The organism is Methylobacterium mesophilicum, assembly GCF_022179445.1.
Taxonomy (GTDB): Bacteria; Pseudomonadota; Alphaproteobacteria; order Rhizobiales; family Beijerinckiaceae; genus Methylobacterium; species Methylobacterium mesophilicum.
In genome coordinates, this window is record NZ_BPQU01000014.1 from 117,967 (window position 1) to 143,628 (window position 25,662).

A 25,662-nucleotide genomic window follows, 5' to 3' on the forward strand; every position below is an offset into this window, starting at 1 on the left:
AATATTGATGTGGTGTCGATATTTGACGAATGGGAGCGTCGTTTTATTCTACGGTTCGCGCATCACTCATTTGAGCGATGCTGCGTCGAGAATCGATTTGGCTGCGGATTTGCCTCCGCGGTGGCCGGGATGGGAAGCGGACACAGCAGGAGCAGGCGCATCAGCTCGGCCTGCCGGTTGGTGCCGGTCTTCTCGAACAGACGGCGCAGATGCGCGCGCGCCGTGTGCAGGGTGATCCGGCGCCGGGCCGCGCTCGCCGCGAGGTCGTGCCCGGCCATGATGTCGGTGGCGAGTGCCGCCTCGGCGGGGGTGAAGCCGAACTGCGCCTGCAGCACACTCGGGTCCGGCAGCGGGGCGGAGGCGGGGTCGATGACGCGCAGGAGCACGGCGTTGCCGGGGATCGCGCAGGCGGCGATCAGGAGGGTGCCGGTCTCGCCTGCGAGGCGGAGGGAGCAGCCGGTGCCGACCGCGCAGCGGGCGATGAGCCGGCCGATCGCCGCGCCGTGCTCGGGCGATCCGCTGCACAGGCATCCGTTCTGGAGGCGCAGCAGGCCTCTGCGGATCAGGCCCTGCGCGGCGTGGTTCAGGAAGAGCGCGCGTCCGGACCGGTCGGTCACCGCCACGCCCTGCTCGAAATGCTCGATCAGGAGGTGGAGCGCGGCCTCCACCGGGACAGGGTCGGGGGCGGCTCGCGGGGCGCCGAACCCGCAGGCCGGGCGCGTGTCTCGGTCGGAGATGGCAATCACGCGCGGCCCCCGTCGGATCGATGCGGATGACGGGGTGAAGAACCCGAGTTCCAACGCCTTTATTCCCGGGCCGGGCAAATTTCGTCAGCGCGGCCGGGCGGTCCGGGTGCGGTACAGTTCGACGAAGCCGCGCAGGTCCCGGGCATTGAGGTCCGACACCGCCCAGTAGCTGAGATCGCCGGCCTCCCACCGCTCGATGAACGTCCCGTCGCGGCGCTCCTCGCCGGCCGGCGCGCCGTCGGTCGCCGGGACCACCGTGACGCTGATCACGTGCCGGTCGTGGCGGTAGACCAGGGTCGGCACCGGCTTGCCGTCGACGATGTCGACCCGGCCGCCGACCAGGGGGTAGCCCCGATCGGCCAGGTCGGGGGCGTCGGGTGCGATGGTCGTGCGGCCGTTGAACCACGGCTTGACCACGTGCCCGTCCGCGGAGGCGATATCGAAGGGCTGCGGCGCGGCGAGACCCCGCAGATGGCCGGCGAGCACGGCCTCGGCCGCCGGGGCGGGCGCTTCTGCGGTCCCGAGCGGGACGAGGCCGCCCCCGATCGACGCGCCGATGGCGAGGCCCGCCACCAGCGTCGCGGCGAGCGCCGGCCAGGACCCGAACCAGGCGCGGCGGGGCTCCGGATCGGCGAACCCGACCTGCTGGACGATCCGTCCGCGCAGGGTCCCGGGGGTCGGCACCTCCGCCAGCGTGGTCCGCACGGCACCCGAGAGACCGCGCAGGCGCTCGGCCAGCGCGCGCAGGTCCGGCTCGGCCGCGAGGCGGCGCTCCATGGCCAGCACCTCGCCGGGCGACAGCTCGCCGTCGGCGTAGGCGCTCAGCAGCAGGAGGGTTTCGTCGTCGCCGGTCATCGCCCGTCCTTCGCGAGCCGTTCGAGCAGGTGCTGGCGCGCCCGCCCGAGCCGCGACATCACGGTCCCGATCGGCGCGCCCGTCACCTCGGCGATCTCCCGGTAGCTCAGGCCGTGGTACTCCCGCAGCACCAGCGTCTCGCGGAACGGGACCGGCAGCCCCTCGATCGCCCGGCCGAGCCGGCCGGCCTCGTCATGGGCGATGAGAGCCGCCTCGGGCGTCTCCGGCGCCTCGGCATGTACGGTCCCGACATCCAGGGCGGCCCGGGCCTCGGGGGCGAGGTCCTCGGCGAAGATCACCGACCGGGGCCGGTGCCGCTGCAGCCACGAATAGCCGGTGTTGCGGACGATGGTCAGGAACCACGCCCGGGCGTTGCCTTCCGCGAAGGCCTCGATCGCCCGGTAGGCGCGCAGGCAGGCCTCCTGCATCACGTCCTCGGCGTCGGTGGCGTTGCCGGTGAGCCAATGCGCGAGCCGGTAGCCCTCATCGAGCCGGGGCAGGACGAGCTGGCTGAAGCGCGCGCGGGCGAGCGTCGTCATGCGCCGCCGCCCGCCGGGTCCGTGTCCTGCGCCGCCATCGGCCGCCCACCCCGCAGCTCCGCGCCTCGGAATGAGAACCGCCGGGCCGCCCCGGGTATTCCCGAGGTCGGCGAAAAATCAGGTGTCGAGCCCGAGCATCAGCCCGAGATTCTGCACCGCCGCCCCGGAGGCGCCCTTGCCGAGGTTGTCGAGGCGCGCCACCAGCACGGCCTGGCCGTGCTCGGACGAGCCGAACACCCGCAGTTCGAGCCGGTCGGTGTCGTTGAGATCCTCGGGGGTGATCTTCTCGCGGTGCTGGCCGGTCTCGGCGCCGGTCAGCACCTGAACCAGCGGCTGGCCGGCGTACCAGTCGCGCAGGGCCGCCTCGAGGTCGCCGGCCGTGGGCTTGCCCGGTAGCGCGTCGAGGTGGAGCGGCACGCTCACCAGCATGCCCTGGCGGAAATTGCCCACCGACGGCACGAAGATCGGCCGCCGGGTGAGCCCGCTGTAGCGCTGCAATTCCGGCACGTGCTTGTGGGCGAAGCCGAGGCCGTAGAGCAGGAACGGCGCCGCGCTGCCCCGCTCGTACTCCTCGATCATGCCCTTGCCGCCGCCGCTGTAGCCGCTGACCGCGTTGACGCTGAGCGGGACATCCGCCGGGATCAGGCCGCCCTCGACCAGGGGACGCAGGAGCGCGATCCCGCCGGTGGGGTAGCAGCCGGGATTGGCCACGCGCCGGGCGCGGGCGACCGCGGCGCCCTGCTCCCGGGTCATCTCCGGGAAGCCGTAGGTCCAGCCGGGGGCGACCCGGTGGGCGGTGCTGGCGTCGAGGATGCGCGGGCCGCCGCCCGGCAGGCTGTCGGCCAGCGCCACCGTCTCGCGGGCGGCGTCGTCCGGCAGGCACAGGACCGCGAGATCGACCTCGGCGAGCAGCGCGCGCTTCGCCTCCGGATCCTTCCGGTGCTCGGGCGCGATGCTGCGCAGGGTCACGCGGCCGTCGCGCTCCAGGCGCTCGCGGATGCCGAGACCGGTCGTGCCGGCCTCGCCATCGATGAACACGATGGGCCGCGTCGCTGCTTCGCTCGCCATGATCCGCCTCTCAGGCCAGAATCACGCCTGGCCGTCAGGGTCTGGAGGTGACCATTGCGCGCACGCCTGTCAACGGCGGCGCCCGCATCGCCTCCGGCGCGGCAGCCGGGGTTGATGCGGGCGCGTGGTGTTCCGGCCTCAGGTCGGCAGGCGGCCGTCGGGCGAGTAGCGGTCGATCGCCGAGGGCAGCTCGCGGGACAGGCGCGCCAGGAGCGCCGCCCGGCTCAGGCCGGTCTGACGGGTGAGGTGGTCCAGGGTCTCGGGCCCGATGGCGCGCTCGAGGTCGGCCTCGGGGAGGTCGCGGTTGGTGCCGTGGTTGATCCACGAGGTGGCGGTCTCGCCGTGACCGCTCTTGGTGAAGTGGTCGACGAGTTCGCTGAGGCCGCTGGCGATCAGGCCGCCGACGCCGGCGGTCCCGGCGCCGCCCAGCAGGCCCGCGAGGCCGGAGAAATTCTCGAGCCCGCCGGTCCCGGAGGTCCCGGTTCCCGTCGGGGCCGTTTTCGGCACGGACGGCACCTGCGCCGGGCTGGTCCCGTGGTCGTGGCCCTTCAGCAGTTCGGCGAGCTTGTCGCGGTTCTGGTAGCCGGCCACGGCCAGCAGGCCCAGCAGCGCGGTCATCGAGGGGTAACCCTTGCTCATTGGCGTGTCCTCTCGCGTATCCGCCCGTCATCGTGGAAGCGCGGGCCCCGGTCGGCGGATGCCGGGGCCCGTCGTGCGGATCTCAGCGGGGGCGGCGGGTCGGCGCGGCGGACCGGCCGGCGAAGCGGCGGCCGACATAGGCGATCAGCTTCGGCAGGACGAAGATGGTGAGGAGCTTGCGGATCATCGAGGGTCTCCGTGACGGTTCAGCGGGGGGAGCGGGTGAGCCAGCCGACGCCGAAGGCGACGACGGCGACGGCGAGAAGGGTGGTGGTGCGGTGGTCGTCCGCGTAGCTGAGGGCGTCGCGGCCGAAGCGGGTGCCGCGGCGCCGGGCGTCCCGGGCGTAGCGGCTGCCGTCGTCGAGGAGCCGCTCGCCCCGCCGGCGGGCTTCGTGGGCCAGGTCGGTGCCCTCCTCGACGAGATCCTCGGTGCGCTCCCGGGCGCGGCCGTAGGCGTATTGCGCCCCGCCGGCGACCTGATCGACGGCGCCGCGGACCTGGCGGGCCGGATCGCCGGTCAGCCCGCCGAGCGCGGTGTTGGCGCGGCCCTTGAGGTGGCGCGTGGCGCCGCGAAACCCGTCCCGGTTCATGTGAGGCTCCTGTCTCGGTCCTTCGGGGCGGAAGCGGCCGGGCGGCCGCCCCCGCGCGTTTGGCAGCGCTTACGTCAGTGCTTGCCGGTGATCTTGTCGGCGAGGGTCTTGGCGCCGTCCTTGGCGTCGCCGACGGTCTTCTGCGCTTCGCCCTTGAGCTCCTGGGCCTTGCCCTCGGCCACGAGCTTGTCGTTGCCGGTCACGTTGCCGGCGGCCTGCTTGACGTTGCCGACGGCCTCGTTGGCCAGGCCCTTGATCTTGTCGGTGGTGCTGCTCATCGAACGTCTCCTTGCGGGTTGCTGCGCGGATGGCCGGCTCGTGCCGGTCAGGGGAGGTCCCCGCCGCGTGGCGGGGACCGATGGGGATCAGGCGCGGCGGGCGTCGTAGGCGCCGACCAGGGTCTCGGCCTTCGGGGCGCCGAGGCGGCCGCCGAAGAAGGCGGCCAGCGCGCCGAGGATCAGCGCCAGGGCGGCGTAGAAGGCGCCCTGCGTGGCGGCGGACTTGGCCGCGACGGCCGCGGTCTCGGCCTTCTGCTTGGCGGTGGCGACCGCCTGGTCGTACTGCTTCTCGTAGTCCTGGATCTGCTGCTTGGCCTGGTCGACCGGGATGTTCTGGGCCTTGGCCAGCGCCTCGGCGGCGCGGGCCTCGGCCTGGGCCTTCTGGCTCGGGTCGCCGGTGAACAGCGCCTTCACGGCGGCGACGGCGGCGTCACGGGCGGCCTGCGGATCCTGGCCGGCGGCCTGCTGGCGGACCGTGCTCTCGATCCCGTCGAGCGGGTTCGTGATCTTGGACAGCGACGGCGCGGCGGCCTGGGCGGCCGTCTGCACGGTGCCGCCGACGAGCGAGCCGGCCCCGCCCAGGGTGCTGGTCACGCCGCTGAACGCGCCGCCGACGAGGCCGCCCACCGCCGAGGTCAGCAGGTACAGCACCACCAGGGTGGTCACCGCCCAGGACACCAGGCCGTGCAGGCCTGCGGCGCCCGCCAGGGGCTTGCCCGAGAGCCGGCCGGCCAGGAGGCCGCCGATCAGCGAGGCGACGATGCCCGAGGCGACGAACCAGATGCCGGCGCTCATCGACAGGGTCGAGGCGGCCGGGTTGTCGGCGGCGTTCATGCCGACGCTGGACAGCCCGATGCCGACGCCGAGCATGTTGAGGATGACCTGGGCGACCAGGGCCGTGGTGGCGCCCGCGAAGATCGCGCCCCAGGACACGTGGTGGAGCAGGACGGTTCGCGAGTCGCTCGCATGGGCGAGCGGTGCGGTCGAGAGGTTGGGGGACGTGGCCACTGGGTTACTCCTGGTCGTCGGCTTGGTCGTCGACTTGGTCGTCATCGTCTTGGTCTTCGTCATCTGGGTCTTCCCGGACGCGCGGCCCGGCCTCAGCGGCGGGTGTGCATCAGCAGGGCGAGGCCGTAGCCGACCGCTCCGGCGATCAGCAGCGCCACGATCGGGCTTTCCTCGACCTGACGGGCGACGGCGCGGGTGCCCCGGCGGGCGTAGTCGCCGGCATGCTCGTAGGCGTCCTCGGCGTAGTGGCCGGCGTCCTCGGCGTAGTCGGCAGCCTGGTCTGCAACCTGCCGGACCGTGTCCTTGGCCTGGCCGTAGAGGTTCTCGGCGGAGCCCTGCGCCTCGCGGAAGCGCCCCTCGACCGAGTCGCTCTTCGAGCCGGTGAGGTCGCCGACCGCGCCCTGCGCCTTGCCGACGAACGCCTTGGCGGCGCCCGTCACGCGATCCGTATCAACCATGATGTCTCTCCTGTCTGGGGGTCGGCTGGTGGCTTGGTGGTCGTGCGCCGCTCGACCCGGACTACGCGTTGCGCAGGATCCCGGGTTTCGCGTCGGACGTCTGCGAAGAGTGCTGAGCCTGGCCGCCGGCGGGGATCCCCGCGGCGCCGCTCGGCGTGGATGGGTCTCGATGGTCGAACCCGCCGTTGATCCGGTCGATACTAGAGTGGGGTCTGATACCGCTGGTTCAATGGTATAATTATACTGATTTGATCGGACTTATGTACTAGCTTCTCGCGTGGTGAAGCCGTTGTCCCGGCCCCAGACGATCACCTCGGTGCGCTTGTGGACCCCGAGCTTGCGGTAGAGGGCGGCGGCGTGGTTGCGCACGGTGTTGCGCGACAGGTTCAGCCGCTTGGCGATGGCCTCGTCGGAGAGGCCGGCGCAGACCAGCCCGAGGATCTGGCGCTCCCGGACCGTGAGGCTCTGGACGCCCTCGTCGGTGCTGTCGCGGCCGGGATGGCGCAGGCCCGCGAGCTTCTCGATCAGGCCGCGGCTGAACCACGAGGTGTCGGCCATCACGGTCTCGATCGCGGTGAACAGCTCGCGCTCGGAGCGCTTGCGCTCGGTGATGTCCTGGAGCACCGCCAGGACGTAGTCGTCCTCGCCGATCACCACCCGCTCGGCCGACACGAGGCAGTCGATCTCGGTGCCGTCCTCGTGCCGCATGCAGGTCTCGAGGCCGAGCACGTAGCCGGTGCGCCGGACCGTGGCCTCGAACTTCGTCCGGGCGCTGTCCGAGATCCACAGGCCCAGCTCCTCGGCGGAGCGGCCGACGGTCTTGTCCTGGCCGTAGCCGAAGATCCGCGGGAAGGCCTCGTTGACGGCCGTGATGGCGAAGCCGTCGGCCCGGGCGAGCAGGGTCGGCACGGGCGTCATCCGGAACGCGGTGGCGAAGCGGGCCTCGCTCTGACGCAGGGAGGTCTCGGCCTTCTTGCGCAGCTCCAGGTCCGCGAAGGTGAAGAGCATGCACGGCTCGTCGCCCATCTCCATCGGCTGGCCGGCCACGATGACGAAGCGGGTGCCGCCATCCGGCAGCCGCAGGCAGGCCTCCATCTGGGGGATGGTCGCGCCGGCATTGAGCCGCGCCACCGCCAGCTCGCGCTGCTTGGCGCCGGCCAGGACGTCGACCTCGTAGGCGCTGCGCCCGATCACCTGGTCGCGGGTGTGGCCGGTCATCTCCAGGAAGCCGGCATTGACCTTGACGTGGCGCAGGTCGGACAGCCGGGTGATCACGGCCGGCGCCGGGTTGGCGTTGAAGGTCTTCTCGAACCGCTCCTCGGCCTCGAATTGCGGCGTGACGTTCTGGAGGATCAGCGCGAGGCAGCTCGGTTGCCCGGCCCGGTCGGTGGCGACCAGGCTGCGCAGGGAATGGACGAAGGCGACGTCCGGCTGGTCGGTGCGCACCACCTCGACGATGACGTCGTGGAACGTCTCGCCCCGGACCACCCGCTCGATCGGGTAGGATTCGGGCGGCCGGTTGTTGCGGTAGCGGACGGAGAACCGGTCGCGGTAGGCGTCGACGGTCTCGCCCAGCTCCTCCAAGCTGCCGGCCCCGTGCATCGCCAGGGCGGCGTCGTTGGCCCAGGTGATCGTCTGGTCCGGCTCGACCAGGATCACGCCCTCGGTCAGGCCGGCGATGATCTGCCTCAGCTCGTGTCTGTCGACGCCCGCGGTCACGGTGGTTCAGCTGCCTCGCCTGGTGCGACCCGGACTGGATCGGCGGCGGGTAACAGGCGGCGCACCCGGTTGTTCCCTTGTGCGCAATCGGATTGCTGGTATATTTTACTTAGGTCAGTAATCGAGGGGCATGGTGTGGAGGTTGCGGCCGTAACCGAGGCAGCCGAGGTTTTGTACCTGTCGGAGTGCGATTTCGCGCGTGTCCTCGCTCTGCTCGAAGACCCCCCGCCGCCCAATGACAAGCTTCGGGCCGCGATCGCGGCGTTGCCCGATGACCTGTGATGCTGCCCGCTCGGCGTGGCGAGGTCCGAACACGAAAAAGGGCGGCTCCCGCAGGAACCGCCCTCTTCCAAACCGTCGATGAGACCGCGGATCAGCGCTTCGAGAACTGGAAGCTGCGGCGGGCCTTCTTGCGGCCGTACTTCTTGCGCTCGACGACGCGGGCGTCGCGGGTGAGGAAGCCTTCGCGCTTGAGCGGGGCGCGCAGCTCCGGCTCGTAGTAGGTCAGCGCCTTCGAGAGGCCGTGGCGCACCGCGCCGGCCTGGCCCGAGAGGCCGCCGCCGGCGACCGTGACGTTGATGTCGTACTGGTCGACGCGGCCGGCGATCTCCAGCGGCTGGCGCAGGATCATGCGCAGCACCGGACGGGCGAAGTAGACCTCGACCGGACGCTTGTTGATCGTGACCGTGCCGTTGCCCGGCTTGATCCAGACGCGGGCGACCGCGTCCTTGCGCTTGCCGGTGGCGTAGGCGCGGCCTTGCGCGTCCAGCTTCTGGACGTGGACCGGGGCCTCGTTGGCGGAATCGTCCGCGCCGGTATTCGCCCGGTTGAGGTCGGCGAGGGACTGGAGGGTCGCCATGATCAAGCGCTCACGTTCTTGCGGTTGAGGGCGCCGACGTCGAGCGCCTGCGGCTGCTGGGCCACGTGCGGGTGCTCGGCGCCCTTGTAGACGCGGAGGTTGCCGAGGATCTGCCGGAAGAGCGGGCCGCGGGGCAGCATGCGCTCGACGGCCTTCTCGACCACGCGCTCGGGGAAGCGCCCTTCGAGGATGAACTTGGCCGTGCGGTCCTTGATCCCGCCCGGATAGCCGGTGTGGTAGTAGTAGCGCTTCTGGACGTACTTGCGGCCGGTGAACTTCACCTTGTCCGCGTTGACGACAATCACGTGGTCACCGCAATCGACGTGGGGCGTGTAGGCGGCCTTGTGCTTGCCGCGCAGGCGCATCGCGACGATCGAGGCGAGGCGGCCGACGACGAGGCCCTCCGCGTCGATCACGATCCACTTCTTGTCGACCTCGGCGGGCTTTAGCGAGGTGGTCTTCATGGTGAGATCCCAGGGTTCCGACGCGCCGGAACCCCGACGGATCGGGACGCGGACAGCCTCGGGGTGCCGAAAAACGAGCCGCCGCGTGGGGAGCACGCGGCGGCGACGGCCGGTGGATAGCCGGGGATCCCCGGCGCGTCAACCGATAAAATCGAAATCCCGAAAACGGCTTATTCTGGAATGACTTCGCATTGGCGGTATCATGGTACCGCGTCGCTCACTCCGGGCGTTTGCCGCGCTCCGCGATGGTGAGCCTCTGGACGCCCCGGCCCGCCAGAACCGGTTTCTTCGCGGTGAGGATGCGGGAGTTCACCCCGGTCCAGCCGATCTCCCCCGAGAGCCGGCCGTACTCGATCTTCGGGCAGCGGTTCATGATCACCGTGAGGCCGCGCGCCTCGGCCCGGGCGGCGGCGGCGTCGTCGCGCACGCCGAGCTGCATCCAGATCACCTTCGGCAGCGGGTCGAGGGCGAGCGCCTCGTCCACCAGCGGGCCGGCGGCGGCGGAGTTGCGGAAGATCTCGACCATGTCGATCGGCTCCGGGATCTCGGCCAGCGAGGCGGCCACCCGCCGCCCGAGCAGGTCCTGCCCGGCGAGCCCGGGATTGACGGGCGTGACCGCGTAGCCCCGGTCGAGCAGGTATTTCAGCACGATCCAGCTCGGGCGCGCCGGGTTCGCGGAGGCGCCGACCAGCGCGATCGTGCGCGTGTCGGTCAGGATCTTTCGGATCTGCGCCTCGGGATACCGCGCGTGCCGGGCGGCGAAATCCGGGTCCGGCGCGTCGGTGGTGCTGGTCTCGTGCATGTCGCGGATCCGCTCCCGCCGCATCATCGCAGGGCCGGCGGCCGTGCGGGCTCCCATCTCTACAGTCGCCAGACTTCGTGCCCAAGCGCCCGGAACGCGGCCGGATCGTAGAGCGACTTCACGTCCACGATCAGGCCCCCGGGCTTGAGCCGGGCGGCGATCTCCTCTGGGGGCCGTTCGGCATAGTCCCGATGCGGCACCGCCACCACCACGGCGTCGGCCTGGTCGGGCAGGTCGGCCCAGTCGATCAGGTCGATGCCGTACTCGGTCCTCGCCTCGTCCTTGCGCGCGCGGGGATCGTGGACCGAGACGGCGCAGCCGAACTCCGCCAGCTCCCGGATCAGGTCGGCGACCTTGGAGTTGCGCAGGTCCGAGCAATTCTCTTTGAAGGTCAGGCCGAGCACGATGACCCTGGCGCCCCGGGCGCTGCCACCCTGCCGGACGATCAGCTTGACGGTCTTGCGGGCGACGTGGGCCGCCATGCTGTCGTTGATCCGCCGCCCGGCCAGGATCACCTGCGGATGGTGGCCGACCATCGCGGCCTTGTGGGTCAGGTAATAGGGGTCGACCCCGATGCAGTGGCCGCCCACCAACCCCGGGCGGAACGGCAGAAAGTTCCACTTGGTGCCGGCGGCCCGCAGGACCTCCAGGGTGTCGAGGTCGAGCTTGTCGAAGATCTGCGACAGCTCGTTCATCAGCGCGATGTTCAGGTCGCGCTGGGTGTTCTCGATGACCTTGGCGGCCTCCGCCACCCGGATCGACGAGGTCGCGTGGATCCCGGCCTCGATGATCGTCCCGTAGAGCGCAGTGAGCCGGTCCAGCGTCTCGGGCGTGTCGCCGGCCACGATCTTCACGACCTGGGCGAGGCTGTGCTCCCGGTCGCCGGGATTGATCCGCTCCGGCGAGTAGCCGACCCAGAAATCGGTTTTCCAGCGCAGGCCGGAATGCCGCTCCAGCACGGGCACGCAGACCTCCTCGGTGGCGCCCGGATAGACCGTGGATTCGAACACCACGGTCGCCCCGCGCCGCATGTGCCGCCCGACCAGCGCCGAGGCCTCGGTGAGCCGGCCGAAATCCGGGCTCTGGGCGTCGTCCACCGGCGTCGGCACCGTGACGACGATCACGTCGGCCTCCGACAAGCCGGCCGGGTCGTCGGTGATCGACAGGTGCAGGGCCGCCCGGAACGCCCCCGGCTCGATCTCCCCGGCCGGGTCGATCCCGTCCCGGTAGGCCGCGACCTTGGCGGTCGCGCGCTCGTAGCCGATCGTGCGCAGGCCCTGCCCGAACGCCAGGGCGAGCGGCAGCCCGACATAGCCCAGGCCGACGATGGCCACGCAGGTCGTTTCGGAGGGGGTGACGTCCATCGTGATGCCGTGCGGGGCGCGTGCCGCCCGGATCGGGTCATACCTGCTCCGGGCGGGTTTCGGTATGCGGGGGCAGGCGGTGATGGCGCATCGCCTTACATGCCCCGCGACCTCCCTCCCCCCTTTGCCGGGGAGGGTGGCCCCCGAAGGGGGTCGGGAGAGGGGAGCGACGCGTCCGGAAGAGCCGCTACGATCGCCTCATCCTGTACCGTCGCGCTGCCCCTCTCCCGACCCGGCCTGACGGCCGGCCCACCCTCCCCCGCAGAGGGGGGAGGGAGAGGTGCGCGTCACCGGCTGCGGCGCACTCGTCATCGAGGACGTGCGACCGCCCTCACCCCACCGACATCCGCAGCGGCGGCGCCACCTCCGGCGGCAGGGGCGAGACGTAGCCGGCGGCGCCGACCCGGCGGGCGAGGTCAGCCTTGGCGGCCTCCCGCAGGGCCGGATCGGTGAGCGCCAGGGCGCCGGTGGCGGCCATCGCCTTGGCGACCTGGACCATCGCCTTGTGGGCCGCGGGGCTGCGCCCCTGGGCGACCACCTGCCAGGTGTGGAACGGGGTTCCGATCGCCACGGTCGGCGCGTGGGCCTGCACCGTCGGCACCACCCAGCTCACGTCGCCGACATCGGTGGAGCCCACCGCCGGGTTGCGCGGGGCGTCGCGCGGGACCAGGAAATCGGCGAGCGGTGCCTCCGTGCGGGGCAGCCCGATGGCGCGGAACACGGCATCGATGTCGCCGTCGCTGAGCGTCCCCCGGATCGCGGAGGCGAAGGCCCGGTCGGCCGCGTCGAAATGGGGCGGCCCGAGGTCCTCCATGACGCCGTGGAGCGCCTGCTCCAGCGGGTCGTTGCCGAGCAGGTTCGAGACGGCGCTGACGATCCGCACCTCGACGCTGGTCTCGGTCATCAGGGCGGCGCCCTCGGCCACCTTCTTCACCCGCTCGACCAGGGCGAGCATCCCCGGCAGGTCCCGCGCCCGGATCGAGTAGCGCACCCGGGCGCTCGCCTGGACGACGTTGGGGGCGATGCCCCCAGCGTCGAGATAGGCGTAGTGCACGCGTGCGTCGGAGGGCATGTGCTCGCGCATGTAGTTCACGCCGACGCTCATCAGCTCCACCGCGTCCAGCGCCGAGCGGCCGAGATGCGGCGCGGCCGCCGCGTGGGCGGTCCGGCCGGTGAAGATGAAGTCCGCCCGTGTGTTGGCGAGCGCCACCGGGGGCGCCACCTCCCAGAAGCTGCCGGGATGCCAGGAGATCGCGATGTCGGCATCCGCGAAGGCGCCGGCGCGGACCATGAACGCCTTGGCGGCCCCGCCCTCCTCGGCCGGGCAGCCGTAATAGCGCACGCGGCCGGGGGTGCCGGTCTCGGCGAGCCAGTCCTTCACGGCGGTGGCGGCCAACAGAGCCGCCGCCCCGAGCAGGTTGTGGCCGCAGCCATGGCCGTGGCCGCCCGGCTCGACGGGCCGGTGCTCGGCCACGCCCGCCTCCTGAGACAGGCCCGGCAGCGCGTCGTACTCGCCCAGGAAGGCGATGACCGGACCGCCCTCTCCGGCCTCGCCCATCACCGCCGTGGGGATGCCCGCGACCTGCTCGGTGACGCGAAAACCCTGGTGGCGCAGCTCCGCCGCGTGCTCGGCGCAGGAGCGCTCCTCCGTGTAGCAGACCTCCGGCATGCCCCAGACGCGCTCGGACAGGGCGATCAGCCGCGCCTTCTGCGTGTCCACGTGGCGCCACACGGTGTTGCGGTTGTCCATCGGGTCGTCTCCGAGCGTGTCTCGCGTCGATGCGCACCCATAGCGGGTGCGGCGCCCTGCGTGTCCGACCCGTCATGCAGGCCCGGGGCCAGGCTGCCGAGCCCCGGCGACGACGTTTCGCCCCAAGCGTAACTGGCGCGCCCCTTGCCAAGGGCCTTGCCAAAGCCGCACCCAGAAGGATGCTGTGCGGGTCGCGGCGACAATCAGGGATCGATGCATGGACGAGCGGGATCTGCGCGGGCTCATCGGGCGGGTGAAGTCCGGGGACCTGTCACGGCGCGGCTTCGTGCAGCGGATGCTGGCGGTCGGCCTCTCCGCGCCGATGGCCGGGCTGATGCTGGCCGGGAACGGGGTGGCGATGGCCGCCGACATCCGCGCCGGCTACAAGCCGGCCAAGGCCGGCGGCGGCGGTGCGCTGCGCCTGCTCTGGTGGCAGGCGCCGACCCTGATCAACCCGCATTTCGCCATCGGCACCAAGGACCAGGAGGCCTCGCGGATCTTCTACGAGCCGCTGGCGGCCTGGGACGCGGACGGCAACCTCGTGCCGGTGCTGGCCGCCGAGATCCCGTCCAAGGAGAATGGCGGGCTGGCCGCGGACGGCCGCTCGGTGGTCTGGAAGATCAAGCCGGGCGTCACCTGGCACGACGGCAAGCCGCTCACCGCCGACGACCTCGTGTTCACCTGGGCCTATGCCCGCGACCCCGCCACCGCGGCGGTGACGATCGGCTCCTACAAGGATTGCACCGTCGAGAAGGTCGACGACCTCAGCATCCGGATCCTGTTCGACAAGCCGACGCCGTACTGGAGCGATGCCTTCGTGGGCACCGTCGGCATGGTGATCCCGAAGCACCTGTTCGCCGCCTATGCCGGCGCCAAGTCCCGGGACGCGCCGCAGAACCTCGCCCCCGTGGGCACCGGCCCGTACCGGTTCCTCGAGTTCCGGCCCGGCGACATCGTCCGCGGCGAGCGCAACCCGAACTACCACCTGCCCAACCGGCCCTATTTCGACACGATCGAGATGAAGGGCGGCGGCGACGCGGTCTCGGCGGCGCGCGCGGTGCTCCAGACCGGCGAGTACGACTACGCCTGGAACCTGCTCGTCGAGGACGAGGTGCTCAAGCGCCTGGAGACCGGCGGCAAGGGCCGGGTCGACGTCGTCTACGGCGGCAAGCTCGAGTTCCTGCTGCTCAACACCACCGACCCGAACGTCGAGGTCGACGGCGAGCGCTCCTCGCTCAAGACCAAGCACCCCGCCTTCTCCGACCCGAAGGTCTGCCACGCGATGAACCTCCTGGTCGATCGCAAGTCGATCCAGGACTACATCTACGGCCGCACCGGCCGGGCCACGGCCAACTCGGTCAACGGCCCGGAGCGCTTCGTCTCGAAGAACACCAGCTTCGCGTTCGATCCGGCCAAGGCCAACGCGCTCCTCGACGAGGCCGGCTGGGCGAAGGGCTCGGACGGCGTGCGGGCCAAGGACGGCAAGCGCCTGAAGCTGCTGTTCCAGACCTCGATCAACGCCCCGCGCCAGAAGACCCAGGCGATCATCAAGCAGGCGGCGGCCAAGGCCGGCATCGAGATCGAGCTGAAATCGGTCACCGGCTCGGTGTTCTTCTCCTCCGACACCGCCAACCCGGACACGTTCCCGCATTTCTACGCGGACATGGAGATGTACGCGATCAGCATGACCCAGGCCGACCCCTCGACCTGGCTGCTCCAGTACGTCTCGTGGGAGGCCGCCACCAAGGAGAACAAGTGGCAGGGCCGCAACATCGCGCGCTGGCGCAACGCGGATTACGACGCGGCCTACAAGGCCGCCCAGGCCGAGCTCGATCCGGTCAAGCGCGCCGCCCTGTTGATCAAGGCCAACGACCTCGCGGTCTCGGAGAACATCCTGCCGCTCATCCACCGGGCCGAGGTCTCGGGGGCCGCCGCCAAGCTGGTGGCGCCGCGCAGCGGCTGGGACAACGACCTGGCGTTCCTGCCCGAATGGAGCCGGGAGGCCTGAGCGGGAGACGCGCGCCGAGAGTCGAGGCACACCAATGGGCGCCTACATCCTGCGCAGGCTCTTGATCGCGATCCCGAGCCTGCTCGGGATCAGCCTGATCCTGTTCGTCGTCCTGGCGCTCGCGCCGGGCGACCCGTTCGGCGAACTCGCCGCCAACCCGAACGTGCCCCCGGAGGTGCGCGCGGCCCTGCGGCTCAAGTTCGGGCTCGATGACCCGATCTTCACCCGCTACCTGCGCTGGCTCTGGGCGATGCTGCACGGCGACTGGGGCTTCTCCTTCGCCAGCCGGGTGAACGTCGACACGCTGATCCTGCAGCGGCTGCCGACCACCCTGTTCGTGGTCGGGTCCTCGCAGGTCCTGGCCCTGCTGGTGGCGGTCCCGGTCGGCCTCTACGCCGCCCGCCGGCCCTACTCGCTGGCCGACCAGGTCGCCAACACCCTGGCCTTCGTGGGCTTCTCGCTGCCGACCTTCTTCACCGGCCTGCTGTTCATCCTGCTGTTCTCGATCAAGCTCGGCTGGCTGCCCTTCGTCTACCAGGCCGACCTGCCCGGCACCGGGCTGGCCTGGGCCTGGGAGAGCGTGCGGCAGGCGATCATGCCGGTGGCGGTGCTGGGCTTCTTCCAGGCCGCCTCCTACACCCGGTACGTGCGCGCCTCGGCGCTGGACGTCGCCCGCCTCGACTACGTCACCACGGCCCGGGCCAAGGGGCTGACCGAGGGCACGGTGACCCGCCGGCACATCGCCCGCAACGCGCTGATCCCGGTGGTGACGCTCGTCGCCCTCCAGATCCCGGCGGTGTTCGGCGGCGCCATCGTCACCGAGCAGATCTTCCGGATCCCCGGCATCGGCTCCCTGCTGATCGACGCGATGCTGGCCAACGACACCCCGGTGGTGATGGCCGTGACCTTCGTGTTCGCCGGCCTCGTCGTCCTGTTCAACCTCGTCGCGGACCTGCTCTATGGCTGGCTCGACCCTCGCATCGCCCTCCGTTGAGGCGCCACCCCTCGCCCGCGCCCCGGCCTCGCCCGGGCGGGAGACCTGGCGGCGCTTCCGCCGGCACCGGCTGGCGCTGGCCAGCGTCGCCGTGCTGGCGGTGCTGGTCGGCGGCGTGCTGTTCGGCGGCCTGATCTGGCCGCTGGCCATCGACGACATCGACTTCTCGGCCCAGCTCCAGGGGCCGTCCTGGGCGCACCCGTTCGGCACCGACGACCTCGGCCAGGACCTGCTCGCCCGGATGATCTACGGCGGCCGGATCTCGCTCGCGGTGGGCTTCGCCGCCATGGCGGTGGCGAGCCTGATCGGGGTCGTGGTCGGGGCGCTGGCCGGCATGTCGCGCCGCCTGCTCGACCCGGCCCTGATGTGGCTCACCGACCTGTTCCTGTCGCTGCCGCAACTGCCCCTGCTGCTCCTGGTGATCTACCTGTTCCGCGACAGCCTGAAGGCCGTGTTCGGGGTCCAGGGCGGCGTCTTCTTCATGATCGTCGCGGTGATCGGCGGCCTGCGCTGGATGCCGGTCGCCCGGCTGGTGCGGGCGCAGTTCCTGACGCTCCGCGAGAAGGAGTTCGTCGAGGCGGCCCGCTCGCAGGGCGCCACCACCGGGCACCTCGTGCGCCGCCACATCCTGCCGAACGCGCTCGGGCCGGTGATCGTGGCCGCCTCCATCGAGGTCTCGGCGGCGATCATCGCGGAATCGACCCTCTCGTTCCTGGGGCTGGGCTTCCCCCCGGACATCCCGACCTGGGGCCGGCTGCTGTTCGACGCCAAGGACCATCTCGACGTCGCCCCGCACTGGGCGCTGTTCCCCGGCGGCGCGATCTTTTTGACGGTCCTGTCGATCAACTTCATCGGCGACGGCCTGCGCGACGCCCTCGACCCGCGCCGGGTTTTTTGAGGTGGGGCGGCGCAGCTTCGAGAGCGGCCAGATCGCCGTGCGCCTTCCCTCCCCCCTCTGCGGGGGAGGGTGGCCCCTGCGTCAGCAGGGGTCGGGAGAGGGGAGCCCGGGTTCAGCAAAGTGCGCGACTGGCAAGACGGGCCAAGCCCTGTTCTGCCCCGTCGCTTCCCTCTTGCGCGACTTCGTACCGGCCGGCCTCCCTTCGGGGGCCACCCTCCCCCGCAGAGGCTGCCGGATTCACAGATCGGGCTGGGCAAAACGGTTGCAGGATCAGGCGCAGGTCCCCTCTCCCGTGCGGGAGAGGGGGTTCGTCGCGCCCTATGAGTGCCGATGTCTGAACGTCGTAGCCCGCAGAGGGGGAAGGGAGATGCGCGGGTCGTCTCCCGCCCGTCCCAGCCCGCAACGGTGCTGGCATCCGCATGGGATAAGGGTGCGGGTGGGACGCGCGGCGCAGCTTGAAACGCGGATGGGTGAGGAAAAATGCCCGTGACGGACCCGATCCTCTCGGTGCGCGACCTCACCGCCGCCTTCCGCTCCGACGGGCGCTGGCGCGAGGTGGTGCACGGCGTTGCGTTCGATATCGGCCCGCGGGAGACCGTGGCGCTGGTGGGCGAATCCGGCTCCGGCAAGAGCGTCACCGCGATGTCGATCATGCGGCTGCTCGCCCGGGACGCCAGCCGCGTCGGCGGCAGCGTGCGGTTCGAGGGCCGGGAGCTGCTCACCGCCTCCGAGGCCGAGATGCGCCAGGTCCGGGGCGACGCCATCGCCATGATCTTCCAGGAGCCGATGACCTCCCTGAACCCGGTCCTGACCGTCGGCTTCCAGATCGCCGAGGCGCTGATCCGGCACCGGGGCCTGTCGCGGGCCGCCGCCGAGGCCGAGGTGGTCCGGCTGCTCGACAAGGTACGGATCCCGGGCGCCCGGTCGCGGATCCATCAATACCCGCACCTGTTCTCCGGCGGCATGCGCCAGCGGGTGATGATCGCCATGGCGCTGGCCTGCCGGCCCAAACTCCTGATCGCCGACGAGCCGACCACGGCGCTCGACGTGACGATCCAGGCCCAGATCCTCGACCTGATCAAGAGCCTCCAGGACGAGGAGGGCATGTCGGTCCTGTTCATCACCCACGACATGGGCGTGGTCGCCGAGATCGCCGACCGCACGGTGGTGATGTATCGCGGCCGCGCCGTGGAGGCCGGCCCCACCGCACGGATCTTTTCCGCGCCCGAGGATCCCTACACCCGGGCCCTGCTGGCGGCCGTGCCGCGGCTCGGCGCCATGGCGGGCCGGGCCCGGCCGATGCGCTTCCCCGTGATCGACCGCGCCACCGGCGTCGCCGAGCCGACGCCCGAGACCCCCGACACCGTCAAGGCGGCCGAGCGCCCGGTCCTGGAGGTCCGCGACCTGACCACCCGGTTCGAGATCCGCTCCGGCCTGTTCGGCCGGGTGACCGGCCGCGTCCACGCGGTGGAGCGGGTCTCGTTCAGCCTGGCGGCGGGCGAGACCCTGGCGCTGGTCGGCGAATCCGGCTGCGGCAAGTCCACCACCGGCCGCTCGATCCTGCGCCTGGTCGAGCCGCTCTCCGGCTCGGTCCTGCTCGACGGCGAGGACCTGATCGGCCTCGATGCCAAAACCCTGCGCACGCGCCGCCAGCGGATGCAGATGATCTTCCAGGACCCGTTCGCCAGCCTCGACCCGCGCATGAGCGTCGGCGCCGCGGTGGCCGAGCCCCTGCTGATCAACCGCCTCGCCACGGGCCGCGAGGCGCGCGCGCGGGCGGAGGCGCTGCTGACCCGGGTCGGCCTGCCGGCCGAGGCCGCCGGGCGCTTCCCGCACGAGTTCTCCGGCGGCCAGCGCCAGCGGATCTGCATCGCCCGGGCGCTGGCTCTGCGCCCCCGCCTGATCGTGGCCGACGAGGCGGTCTCGGCGCTCGACGTCTCGGTGAAGGCGCAGGTGGTGAACCTGATGCTCGACCTGCAGGCCGAGATGGGGCTGGCCTACCTGTTCATCTCCCACGACATGGCCGTGGTCGAGCGGGTCAGCCACCGGGTCGCCGTGATGTATCTCGGCGAGATCGTGGAGATCGGCCCGCGCGCGGCCGTGTTCGGGGACCCACAGCACCCCTACACGAAGAAGCTGCTGGCCGCCGTCCCGGTCCCCGACCCGGCCCGCCGCCGGGCCCGCCACGCCCTGCCGGACGACGAGATCCGCAGCCCGATCCGGGCGCCGGACTACGTGCCGCCGGAGCGGCTGTACCGGGAGGTCTCCCCGGGCCACGTGGTGCAGGACTGGGGTGCGGATTGGGAGGCGGCCACGACGCGGGTCGTCGCGGCGTAGTAGCGGCCTACTTCGCGTCCGCGACGGTGTTCTGGAAGCTGTAGCTGCCGAGCTTCTCGCCGGTGACCTGCACGGCCCCCTCGGTGAGGGTGGTCAGCCGCCGGGAGCGGATCTTCATGGCGCCTGTCAGCCCCGCGAACTTGCCGGTGCCGCCGATCCATTCGCCGGTGCCTTCGGTGGCCGCGGCCATCGGCTGGACGGGATAGTCCCACTTCTCGAAGACGTGGTCGCCATCGGCATCGACATAGTCGCAATAGCCGTGGTTCTCGAAGGTCTTGGCGTCGTTGTCCACGGTCGGCGCCGAGGTGCAGCGGCCGGCCATGTTGTGCAGGAGCTTCCCGTTCGACTCGTTGACGGCGGTCATCATGTTGATCGTCGCCGAGGCCGTGCGGTTGTTGCCGATCATGACCGGCTTCGGCGCCACCGGCGTGGTCGACGTGTAGGTGATGCGGAACTCGCCCTGCCGGGGCATGTCCTCGGCCAGCGCGGCCGTGGCGCAGAGGAGCGCTGCGCAGAGCAGGACCGGTCCCTGTGTGACCAGCGATACAAATGGAGCGTGTTTCCGCCGCATGATGACCTCCCTGTGCGGCCCGTTCGCCGGCAGCCGACAGGGCACCTTCGGAAGGTGTCAGCGGCCCGGACGAATCACTGCACGCGCCCGAATGCTGCATCCGGTTCGGAAGATATTAAATAGATGTGTCGATTTCGGCAACGAATATTTATTTATCTGCGGGCTTTCAAATGATCGGGTCAAATGCCGGTGTTCGCAATTGACGTGCGCCATCCGCTCGGAGGCGCTGCCGACCCATCCCGGCATGATCGGATCGGGCCTGAGGACGCCGCGGTCGAACGCCGGGCGGAGGGCCCGGCACGCGTTGGAGCGCAGGCCGTGCAGGCCTATCCCTTGGCCACGCACACGGTAATGGCGGAGGCTTCGGCATAGGGGCGATCGGCCTTGGCGATCGCCGATGCTGGCCGGCCCTTCGCTGGCGCCTCGGCGATCACGGTGTGTGCCGCGAAGGGGTGAGCCCGCACGGGATGCGCGAGCTGCGTTCGCGAGGAGTCGCATGCATTTTGCATTCACTCCGAGGTCGGATTGGTCTCCGGCCGTCCACGCCCGCCCGAGCCTATCCCCCCCTTTAGGCATAAGGGCGGGCCTGGATGCCGAGGGTACGCAGCAGACGCGTACCCCTACGAGAAACGTAGCCCGACCCAGCTAGGCGAGCCTTCGGCCGACCGAGTCGCCAACGTGGCGCCTGCGTCCGATGATGGACTGGACAGACTGGCACCGCCGGGATGGATGGACAGCGGGCCCGCGCCGCCCAGCATCGGACGTTGCGACCCCAGCGATGGAGCTCAAAATGAACCTCGAAGAGGAGGTCCAGTGGATGCGACTGCGCGTCGGTACGCTGGAAACGAAGGCCTCCGAGGCGCAGCGCCAGATCCGCGCCTTGAGCTGGGGGGTGGTGCTGCTGTTGGCCATCGCCTGCGCAGACGTCATCCGGATATTCGTGGGATAAGCGACACCTCGACTTCGATCGGCGGCGGGATCGCCGGCACGCCGCTGAGCGGGAGCGGGCGCGGGATCGGGCCTCGACCGAGTGCGATCAGGGTCCTCTACAATCGCCTTGAACTCGGCCGGCGCCAGCCAAACCGATAGGCTCTCCCACACCTCGCGGGCTTCTTCCTGCGCATCACCGGGCATTTGGATCAGGCCCGGACACGGCAGAGCTGGGAGCTGATGTCAGAGCGCAAGGGAGCTTTGTAGGACTTCGTCGAGGCGTAGCATACCGAGGAGCTGCCAAGTCTGTGGTCTCTTGGCCATGTTGCCGATGGCGAAGGCCATGCCCCGGCGCGGGCCAGATACCGTTCCGTTTGATCCTCAGGCGAGTTTGATCAAGGTCAGCGGCACCTCAGCCTCCCGAGCCCCACACGATTGCGCAGCGGCTCCACCACAGCCTGCTGTATCCCCCTGCTGAGGTTGTCTGCTCCTGGAGTAAGGTATGCCGCTGATGTTGCGACATACTGGTAACACCGCACTCAGGCGCGGTGCTCCAGCGGCTCACGAGCCCATCAGGTGATCTTGATTCCCGCGTTCCCGGATATCTTGATCGAAGTACCGGAGCCCATGTCGATGCCGGCTCCTCGGGTGCGCAGCGACGAGCCCAACTTGCCGCCCTCTAGATGGGTGCTCCCCGTCGCGTTGCCCGCACCGCCCACGCTAATCATACCCGCGCTGCGGACCACGAAATCGGAGGCCCGGATCACACCTTGCATGTGATCGAAATCGACCGAACGGAGCGCCGTGATCTCCGCTCCTTGGATGTCGATGGTGCCCGCGTTGGCCATGACGAGAACGGCCTCAGTGGCTTCCTGCGCGATGCGTCGAGCTGCCTCAACGTCTTCGTTCGCCTGCGCGTCCGCTGCGGCCCTGTTCAACTCCGGGCGCTGGGCTGCAACGCGGTCGAACAGGCTACCGAGTTTCGCCGCGCTTCCCTTGATACCATCCCAGGCTGCGCTGCCGACGACGCCGAGAGCCAACTGGCCAAGCGGTGTGGCGGCTAAGGTGGTGAGTTCTTCTGTGGGGATTGGAAGCATGGTCGGTCCTGTCGGCGCTACTAGCACTCCATTGTCGAAGGACTCGACAGGTGGTCATGCACTAAACTGCGTTCAACGGCTTGACAGTGGAAAAATAGCTCTAGGCAGCCGGCCTGACGCGATCTATGGTTTTGGGGGACACAGTCAGGGACACAACCTGTAGCCGGTCGCGTAAGTCGCTCTGATTAATAAGCAATACAGGCTGGCTGAAGTCTGGCGGAGGGAGCGGGATTCGAACCCGCGATACGGTTTCCCGTATACACACTTTCCAGGCGTGCGCCTTCAACCACTCGGCCACCCCTCCGGCCGCGGACAGGGCGCCCGGGCGCCGCGGCGCCGGGCGCGACCAGGGCCGCGCGGTGGGGTGCTGTTAGCCGGGTGCGCCGCCGGGCGCAAGGCAGTGGGGCCCGGGCGGGACGAAAACCGTCCCGCCCGGGTGTTTTACGCCTCCGGGTCGAGGTGGAAGTGCACGCTCTCCACGTTGGCGCGCTCGAACGCCTGCATCACGTGCTGGTAGGAGCGCTCCATCTCGGTGGCGTCGTCGCCCGGGGTGTCCTCGGGCTTGAGCACGAACATCAGGAGCGAGCGCCCGGTCACGGCGTAGCCTTTGCCGAACGAAAAACTCTCCACGTCCTGGCTGTCGGGCAGGTTGGTGTCGAGCAGCCGGGTCCAGGCGATGCCGTTGGGCGATTCGGGCAGCGTGAACGTCACCAGGTCGTGGTGGGCGTTGAACATGATCAGCAGCGTGGCGTCGCCGCCCCGGCGGTGCAGGCCGGTGGCCTGGGCGCGGCCGTCGAGCTGGACCGCGAAGGCCTTCGCCTCCCCCTCGGACCAGTTCTCGCTGGCCATCTCGCCCCCGTCCGGGCGCAGCCAGGTCACGTCCTTGAGGCCGAACTCCTCGTCGTACTGCCCGGTGAGGAAGCGTCCGCGGCTGAGGATCGGCAGGGCGTTGCGCAGGATGATCAGGCGCTGGGTGAACTCGGCCAGATCCCGCTCCTCGTCGCCGATCGCCCCCCAGTCGAGCCAGGAGACCTCGTTGTCCTGGCAATAGGCGTTGTTGTTGCCGTTCTGGGTGCGGGCGAACTCGTCGCCGGCGAGCAGCATCGGGGTGCCGCGCGACAGGAACAGGGTCGCCAGCATGTTGCGCATCTGGCGCAGACGCACGGCCCGGATCGCCGGGTCCTCGGTCGGGCCCTCGGCGCCGTAATTGTACGAGAGGTTGTGCGAGTGGCCGTCGCGGTTGCCTTCGCCGTTCGCCTCGTTGTGCTTCTCGTTGTAGGCCACCGTGTCGTGCAGGGTGAAGCCGTCATGGGCGGTGAGGAAGTTCACCGAGGCCCAGGGCTTGCGGCCGCGCTTGTCGAACTTGTCGGCCGAGCCCGAGACCCGGGCGGCGAGGTCCGGCAGCAGGCCGGGATCGCCCCGCCAATAGGCGCGCACGTCGTCGCGGAACCGGTCGTTCCACTCGGCCCAGCCCGGTGGGAAGCCGCCGACCTGATAGCCGCCGGGGCCGCAATCCCACGGCTCGGCGATCAGCTTGACGCCGTTGAGCACCGGGTCCTGCCGGCAGGTGTCGAGGAAGCCGCCGCCCTCGTCGAAGCCGTAGGGCTCGCGGCCGAGGATCGTGGCCAGGTCGAACCGGAATCCGTCGACCCGCATCTCGGTGGCCCAGTAGCGCAGGGAATCGGTCACCAGCTGCAGCACCCGCGGGTGCGACAGGTTGAAGGTGTTCCCGGTGCCGGTGTCGTTGATGTAGTAGCGCGGCTCGCCCGGCAGCAGCCGGTAGTAGGAGGCGTTGTCGACGCCCTTGAACGACAGGGTCGGGCCCTTCTCGTTGCCCTCGGCGGTGTGGTTGTAGACCACGTCGAGGATCACCTCGAGGCCGGCGCCGTGGAAGCGCGAGACCATCTCCTTGAACTCGGAGAAGGCGAAGTCCGGCACCGCCGCGTAGCGCCGGGCGGGGGTGAAGAACGAGATCGTGTTGTAGCCCCAGTAATTCACCAGGTTCTTCTGCTGCAGGTAGTCGTCCTGCACGAAGGAATGCACCGGCAGCAGCTCCACCGAGGTGACGCCGAGGCTCTTGATGTAGTCGAGCACGTCGGGCGTGCCGAGGCCGGCATAGGTGCCGCGCAGCTTCTCGGGCACCCGCGGGTCGAGCTTGGTCATGCCCTTCACGTGGGCCTCGTAGAAGATCGTCTTCTCCCACGGCACGTTGGGCTTGCGGTGCCGGCCCCAGGTGAAGGCCGGGTCGATCACCCGCGAGCGGCGGTTGAACGGCGCGCTGTCTCGCTCGTCGAAGGTCAGGTCGTCGCCCGATTCCATCTGGTAGCCGAACAGGGCCGGGTTCCAGGTGATCGAGCCCACCAGTCCCTTGGCGTAAGGGTCGATCAGGAGCTTGTTGTGGTTGAACCGGTGGCCGGCCTTCGGCTCGTAGGGGCCGTGGACCCGGTAGCCGTAGATCGTGCCGGGCCGCGCATCCGGCAGGTAGCCGTGCCAGATCTCGTCCGTGTATTCGGGGAGCTCGATCCGCTCGATCTCGCGCTCGCCCTGGTCGTCGAACAGGCAGAGTTCGACCTTGGTGGCGTGGGCCGAGAACAGGGCGAAGTTGACGCCCAGCCCGTCCCAGGTGGCGCCGAGCGGATAGGGTTGGCCTTCCTGGATGCGCGTGCGGGTCGCGCGGGCTTGTGAAGCAGGACGTCGGGAATCGGACATGGACACTCCGGAACGCGACCCGCACGGCCACGTGCCGGTGCGGGGAGCGTCCAGTGAACGTGCCGGCAACGGCGAAGCTCCCGCGGTGCCGCAAAAATCGCTGCCGGCTTCGTCCTCTGGGGCTCGTGCCGCCTCGATGGGCGATGCCGCCTTCGTCGCGGCGGGCGTGGGTGGGCGGCTGGATCAGACGGACGGATTCATAAGCCTAGCGGGCCTGTTTTTGAGCGGTCCGTCCTGGAAGGATGCGCAGATAACGTTGGACGTCCGCTCAGCCGCGAAGTCTCAAGCTCAGATCGGGTATGCGGTCACGAGCGCCATGAAGGCACCATCGTCGACAAGCTTCCAGACGGATCTGATTCGATGACTCGATCCGTCAGGCATCTGCATCGCCCCTTCGTATATGTATTTGGTGACAAACCTATTTTCGGCTGCACGGGAAAAATAGTCGCTTCGTCCGTGATCGAGGAGCGCGGCGATGAAGGGACGGGGATCCTCGCGTGCAAAACCGCGGGCGAGAAAAAACTCGGCTTTCGGCCCACCTTCGGCATGTCCCACGTCGAGGAGATAGCCGCCGATCTTGGCGTCCGGGATACAGGGTACCGGCACCCGGCCGCCCGGAAGTGGCATCGGGTCAGGCTGCCTTGAGAGCTTCGGCCCGAATCGTTGCGTTGCCGATGACCGGGCGTGCGAACTCGACCTCATAGGCCTCGCCACCGGCATAGACCTCGACGATGGTTCCACGCGATCCGGCGGCAACGGGAAGCCCATCGTCCGTCACCGTATCACACAGGGTTACGACCACGCTCAGCTCGGGGAAAAGCGGCGTGGCCTCGGGGGCGCGGCGCAACGTGTGCATGGTGTCGAACGACATGCGCCAAATCTGGCGTACAGCTGGGTTGTACGCAAGCCGCCCGCCCCCGACGGGCAGGGCGATCGCTTGAAAGGAATGGATTTCGGTGTTGCCTTTTGCGTGATTCAC

General features: G+C 70.0%; 25 protein-coding genes, 1 tRNA gene and 1 pseudogene. 6 read left to right on the forward strand and 21 right to left on the reverse strand.

Annotated features, from left to right (window positions below; genetic code table 11):
- Positions 1–62: 62 nt before the first annotated feature.
- From MFF40_RS15680 to MFF40_RS15725, 10 genes are all read right to left on the reverse strand, one after another.
- Positions 63–746 carry a helix-turn-helix transcriptional regulator gene (locus MFF40_RS15680; RefSeq protein ID WP_238261246.1) on the reverse strand — a complete coding sequence of 228 codons (684 nt, stop codon included), beginning with the start codon at positions 744–746 and terminating at the stop codon, positions 63–65.
- An 84-nt stretch (positions 747–830) separates the two neighbouring features.
- Complete coding sequence (locus tag MFF40_RS15685) at positions 831–1,601, reverse strand: anti-sigma factor family protein (RefSeq protein ID WP_238261247.1); 771 nt, start codon at positions 1,599–1,601, stop codon at positions 831–833.
- Positions 1,598–2,140: a sigma-70 family RNA polymerase sigma factor gene (locus MFF40_RS15690; RefSeq protein WP_238261249.1), complete on the reverse strand. Its 543-nt coding sequence runs from the start codon at positions 2,138–2,140 to the stop codon at positions 1,598–1,600. Before MFF40_RS15690 ends, MFF40_RS15685 begins: the two co-directional genes overlap by 4 nt.
- Positions 2,141–2,257: 117 nt before the next feature.
- The gene (argC, locus tag MFF40_RS15695; protein ID WP_238261251.1) at positions 2,258–3,208 is read right to left on the reverse strand and encodes an N-acetyl-gamma-glutamyl-phosphate reductase; all 951 of its coding nucleotides are present in this window, start codon (positions 3,206–3,208) and stop codon (positions 2,258–2,260) included.
- A 138-nt stretch (positions 3,209–3,346) separates the two neighbouring features.
- On the reverse strand, positions 3,347–3,847 hold the full coding sequence (locus MFF40_RS15700) for a YidB family protein (protein ID WP_147857294.1): 501 nt from the start codon (positions 3,845–3,847) through the stop codon (positions 3,347–3,349).
- A 206-nt stretch (positions 3,848–4,053) separates the two neighbouring features.
- Complete coding sequence (locus tag MFF40_RS15705; RefSeq protein WP_238261253.1) at positions 4,054–4,437, reverse strand: CsbD family protein; 384 nt, start codon at positions 4,435–4,437, stop codon at positions 4,054–4,056.
- Between the two features lie 74 nt (positions 4,438–4,511).
- Positions 4,512–4,715, reverse strand: a complete 204-nt coding sequence (locus MFF40_RS15710; protein WP_147858018.1) for a CsbD family protein — start codon at positions 4,713–4,715, stop codon at positions 4,512–4,514.
- 87 nt (positions 4,716–4,802) lie between these two features.
- The gene (locus MFF40_RS15715) at positions 4,803–5,723 is read right to left on the reverse strand and encodes a PhnA-like protein (RefSeq protein WP_238261255.1); all 921 of its coding nucleotides are present in this window, start codon (positions 5,721–5,723) and stop codon (positions 4,803–4,805) included.
- Between the two features lie 92 nt (positions 5,724–5,815).
- A complete protein-coding gene (locus MFF40_RS15720; protein ID WP_238261257.1) occupies positions 5,816–6,181 on the reverse strand; it encodes a CsbD family protein in 366 nt (121 codons plus the stop codon).
- 258 nt (positions 6,182–6,439) lie between these two features.
- Positions 6,440–7,900, reverse strand: a complete 1,461-nt coding sequence (locus tag MFF40_RS15725) for a helix-turn-helix transcriptional regulator (protein WP_238261259.1) — start codon at positions 7,898–7,900, stop codon at positions 6,440–6,442.
- Between the two features lie 138 nt (positions 7,901–8,038).
- On the opposite strand from MFF40_RS15725, the pseudogene MFF40_RS15730 reads away from it, so the two are divergent.
- A pseudogene (locus MFF40_RS15730) lies at positions 8,039–8,182 on the forward strand (type II toxin -antitoxin system TacA 1-like antitoxin); the annotation flags it as partial.
- A gap of 91 nt (positions 8,183–8,273) precedes the next feature.
- Here MFF40_RS15730 and rpsI read toward each other — a convergent pair.
- The 5 genes from rpsI to MFF40_RS15755 all read right to left on the reverse strand — a co-directional run bounded on the left by rpsI (position 8,274) and on the right by MFF40_RS15755 (position 13,139).
- Positions 8,274–8,759, reverse strand: coding sequence for a 30S ribosomal protein S9 (rpsI, locus tag MFF40_RS15735; RefSeq protein ID WP_147855872.1), 486 nt, complete (start codon positions 8,757–8,759; stop codon positions 8,274–8,276).
- A gap of 2 nt (positions 8,760–8,761) precedes the next feature.
- Positions 8,762–9,223: a 50S ribosomal protein L13 gene (rplM, locus tag MFF40_RS15740; protein WP_147855873.1), complete on the reverse strand. Its 462-nt coding sequence runs from the start codon at positions 9,221–9,223 to the stop codon at positions 8,762–8,764.
- A 217-nt stretch (positions 9,224–9,440) separates the two neighbouring features.
- Positions 9,441–10,025 carry a CoA-binding protein gene (locus MFF40_RS15745; protein ID WP_187277803.1) on the reverse strand — a complete coding sequence of 195 codons (585 nt, stop codon included), beginning with the start codon at positions 10,023–10,025 and terminating at the stop codon, positions 9,441–9,443.
- Between the two features lie 59 nt (positions 10,026–10,084).
- The gene (locus MFF40_RS15750) at positions 10,085–11,389 is read right to left on the reverse strand and encodes a nucleotide sugar dehydrogenase (RefSeq protein WP_238261261.1); all 1,305 of its coding nucleotides are present in this window, start codon (positions 11,387–11,389) and stop codon (positions 10,085–10,087) included.
- Between the two features lie 331 nt (positions 11,390–11,720).
- Entirely contained in the window at positions 11,721–13,139 is a 1,419-nt protein-coding gene (locus MFF40_RS15755; RefSeq protein ID WP_238261263.1) for a M20 family metallopeptidase, read from the reverse strand.
- Positions 13,140–13,356: 217 nt separating this feature from the next.
- Here MFF40_RS15755 and MFF40_RS15760 point away from each other — a divergent pair, with 217 nt between their 5' ends.
- The 4 genes from MFF40_RS15760 to MFF40_RS15775 all read left to right on the forward strand — a co-directional run bounded on the left by MFF40_RS15760 (position 13,357) and on the right by MFF40_RS15775 (position 19,376).
- Entirely contained in the window at positions 13,357–15,147 is a 1,791-nt protein-coding gene (locus MFF40_RS15760) for a peptide ABC transporter substrate-binding protein (protein WP_147855770.1), read from the forward strand.
- 34 nt (positions 15,148–15,181) lie between these two features.
- The gene (locus MFF40_RS15765) at positions 15,182–16,141 is read left to right on the forward strand and encodes an ABC transporter permease (protein ID WP_147855769.1); all 960 of its coding nucleotides are present in this window, start codon (positions 15,182–15,184) and stop codon (positions 16,139–16,141) included.
- Positions 16,107–17,039, forward strand: coding sequence for an ABC transporter permease (locus MFF40_RS15770; RefSeq protein WP_147855768.1), 933 nt, complete (start codon positions 16,107–16,109; stop codon positions 17,037–17,039). The genes MFF40_RS15765 and MFF40_RS15770 overlap by 35 nt, the downstream gene beginning before the upstream one ends.
- Before the next feature lie 480 nt (positions 17,040–17,519).
- A complete protein-coding gene (locus MFF40_RS15775; protein WP_238261266.1) occupies positions 17,520–19,376 on the forward strand; it encodes an ABC transporter ATP-binding protein in 1,857 nt (618 codons plus the stop codon).
- Positions 19,377–19,383: 7 nt separating this feature from the next.
- On the opposite strand, the gene MFF40_RS15780 is transcribed toward MFF40_RS15775, so the two are convergent.
- On the reverse strand, positions 19,384–19,947 hold the full coding sequence (locus MFF40_RS15780) for a hypothetical protein (protein ID WP_147856808.1): 564 nt from the start codon (positions 19,945–19,947) through the stop codon (positions 19,384–19,386).
- Between the two features lie 790 nt (positions 19,948–20,737).
- Between MFF40_RS15780 and MFF40_RS15785 the strand changes: the two genes are divergently transcribed.
- Positions 20,738–20,896: a hypothetical protein gene (locus MFF40_RS15785; protein WP_187277881.1), complete on the forward strand. Its 159-nt coding sequence runs from the start codon at positions 20,738–20,740 to the stop codon at positions 20,894–20,896.
- Between the two features lie 553 nt (positions 20,897–21,449).
- Here MFF40_RS15785 and MFF40_RS15790 read toward each other — a convergent pair.
- The 5 genes from MFF40_RS15790 to MFF40_RS15810 all read right to left on the reverse strand — a co-directional run.
- Positions 21,450–21,974, reverse strand: coding sequence for a hypothetical protein (locus tag MFF40_RS15790; protein ID WP_238261268.1), 525 nt, complete (start codon positions 21,972–21,974; stop codon positions 21,450–21,452).
- 214 nt (positions 21,975–22,188) lie between these two features.
- Positions 22,189–22,278, reverse strand: a tRNA-Ser gene (locus tag MFF40_RS15795).
- Between the two features lie 137 nt (positions 22,279–22,415).
- Positions 22,416–24,683 carry a glycogen debranching protein GlgX gene (gene glgX, locus MFF40_RS15800; RefSeq protein ID WP_147856251.1) on the reverse strand — a complete coding sequence of 756 codons (2,268 nt, stop codon included), beginning with the start codon at positions 24,681–24,683 and terminating at the stop codon, positions 22,416–22,418.
- Between the two features lie 288 nt (positions 24,684–24,971).
- Positions 24,972–25,310, reverse strand: a complete 339-nt coding sequence (locus MFF40_RS15805; RefSeq protein ID WP_147856250.1) for a DUF6883 domain-containing protein — start codon at positions 25,308–25,310, stop codon at positions 24,972–24,974.
- 4 nt (positions 25,311–25,314) lie between these two features.
- Positions 25,315–25,662, reverse strand: a 348-nt coding sequence (locus MFF40_RS15810; protein WP_238261270.1) for a DUF4926 domain-containing protein, incomplete at its 5' end; no start/stop codon positions are given.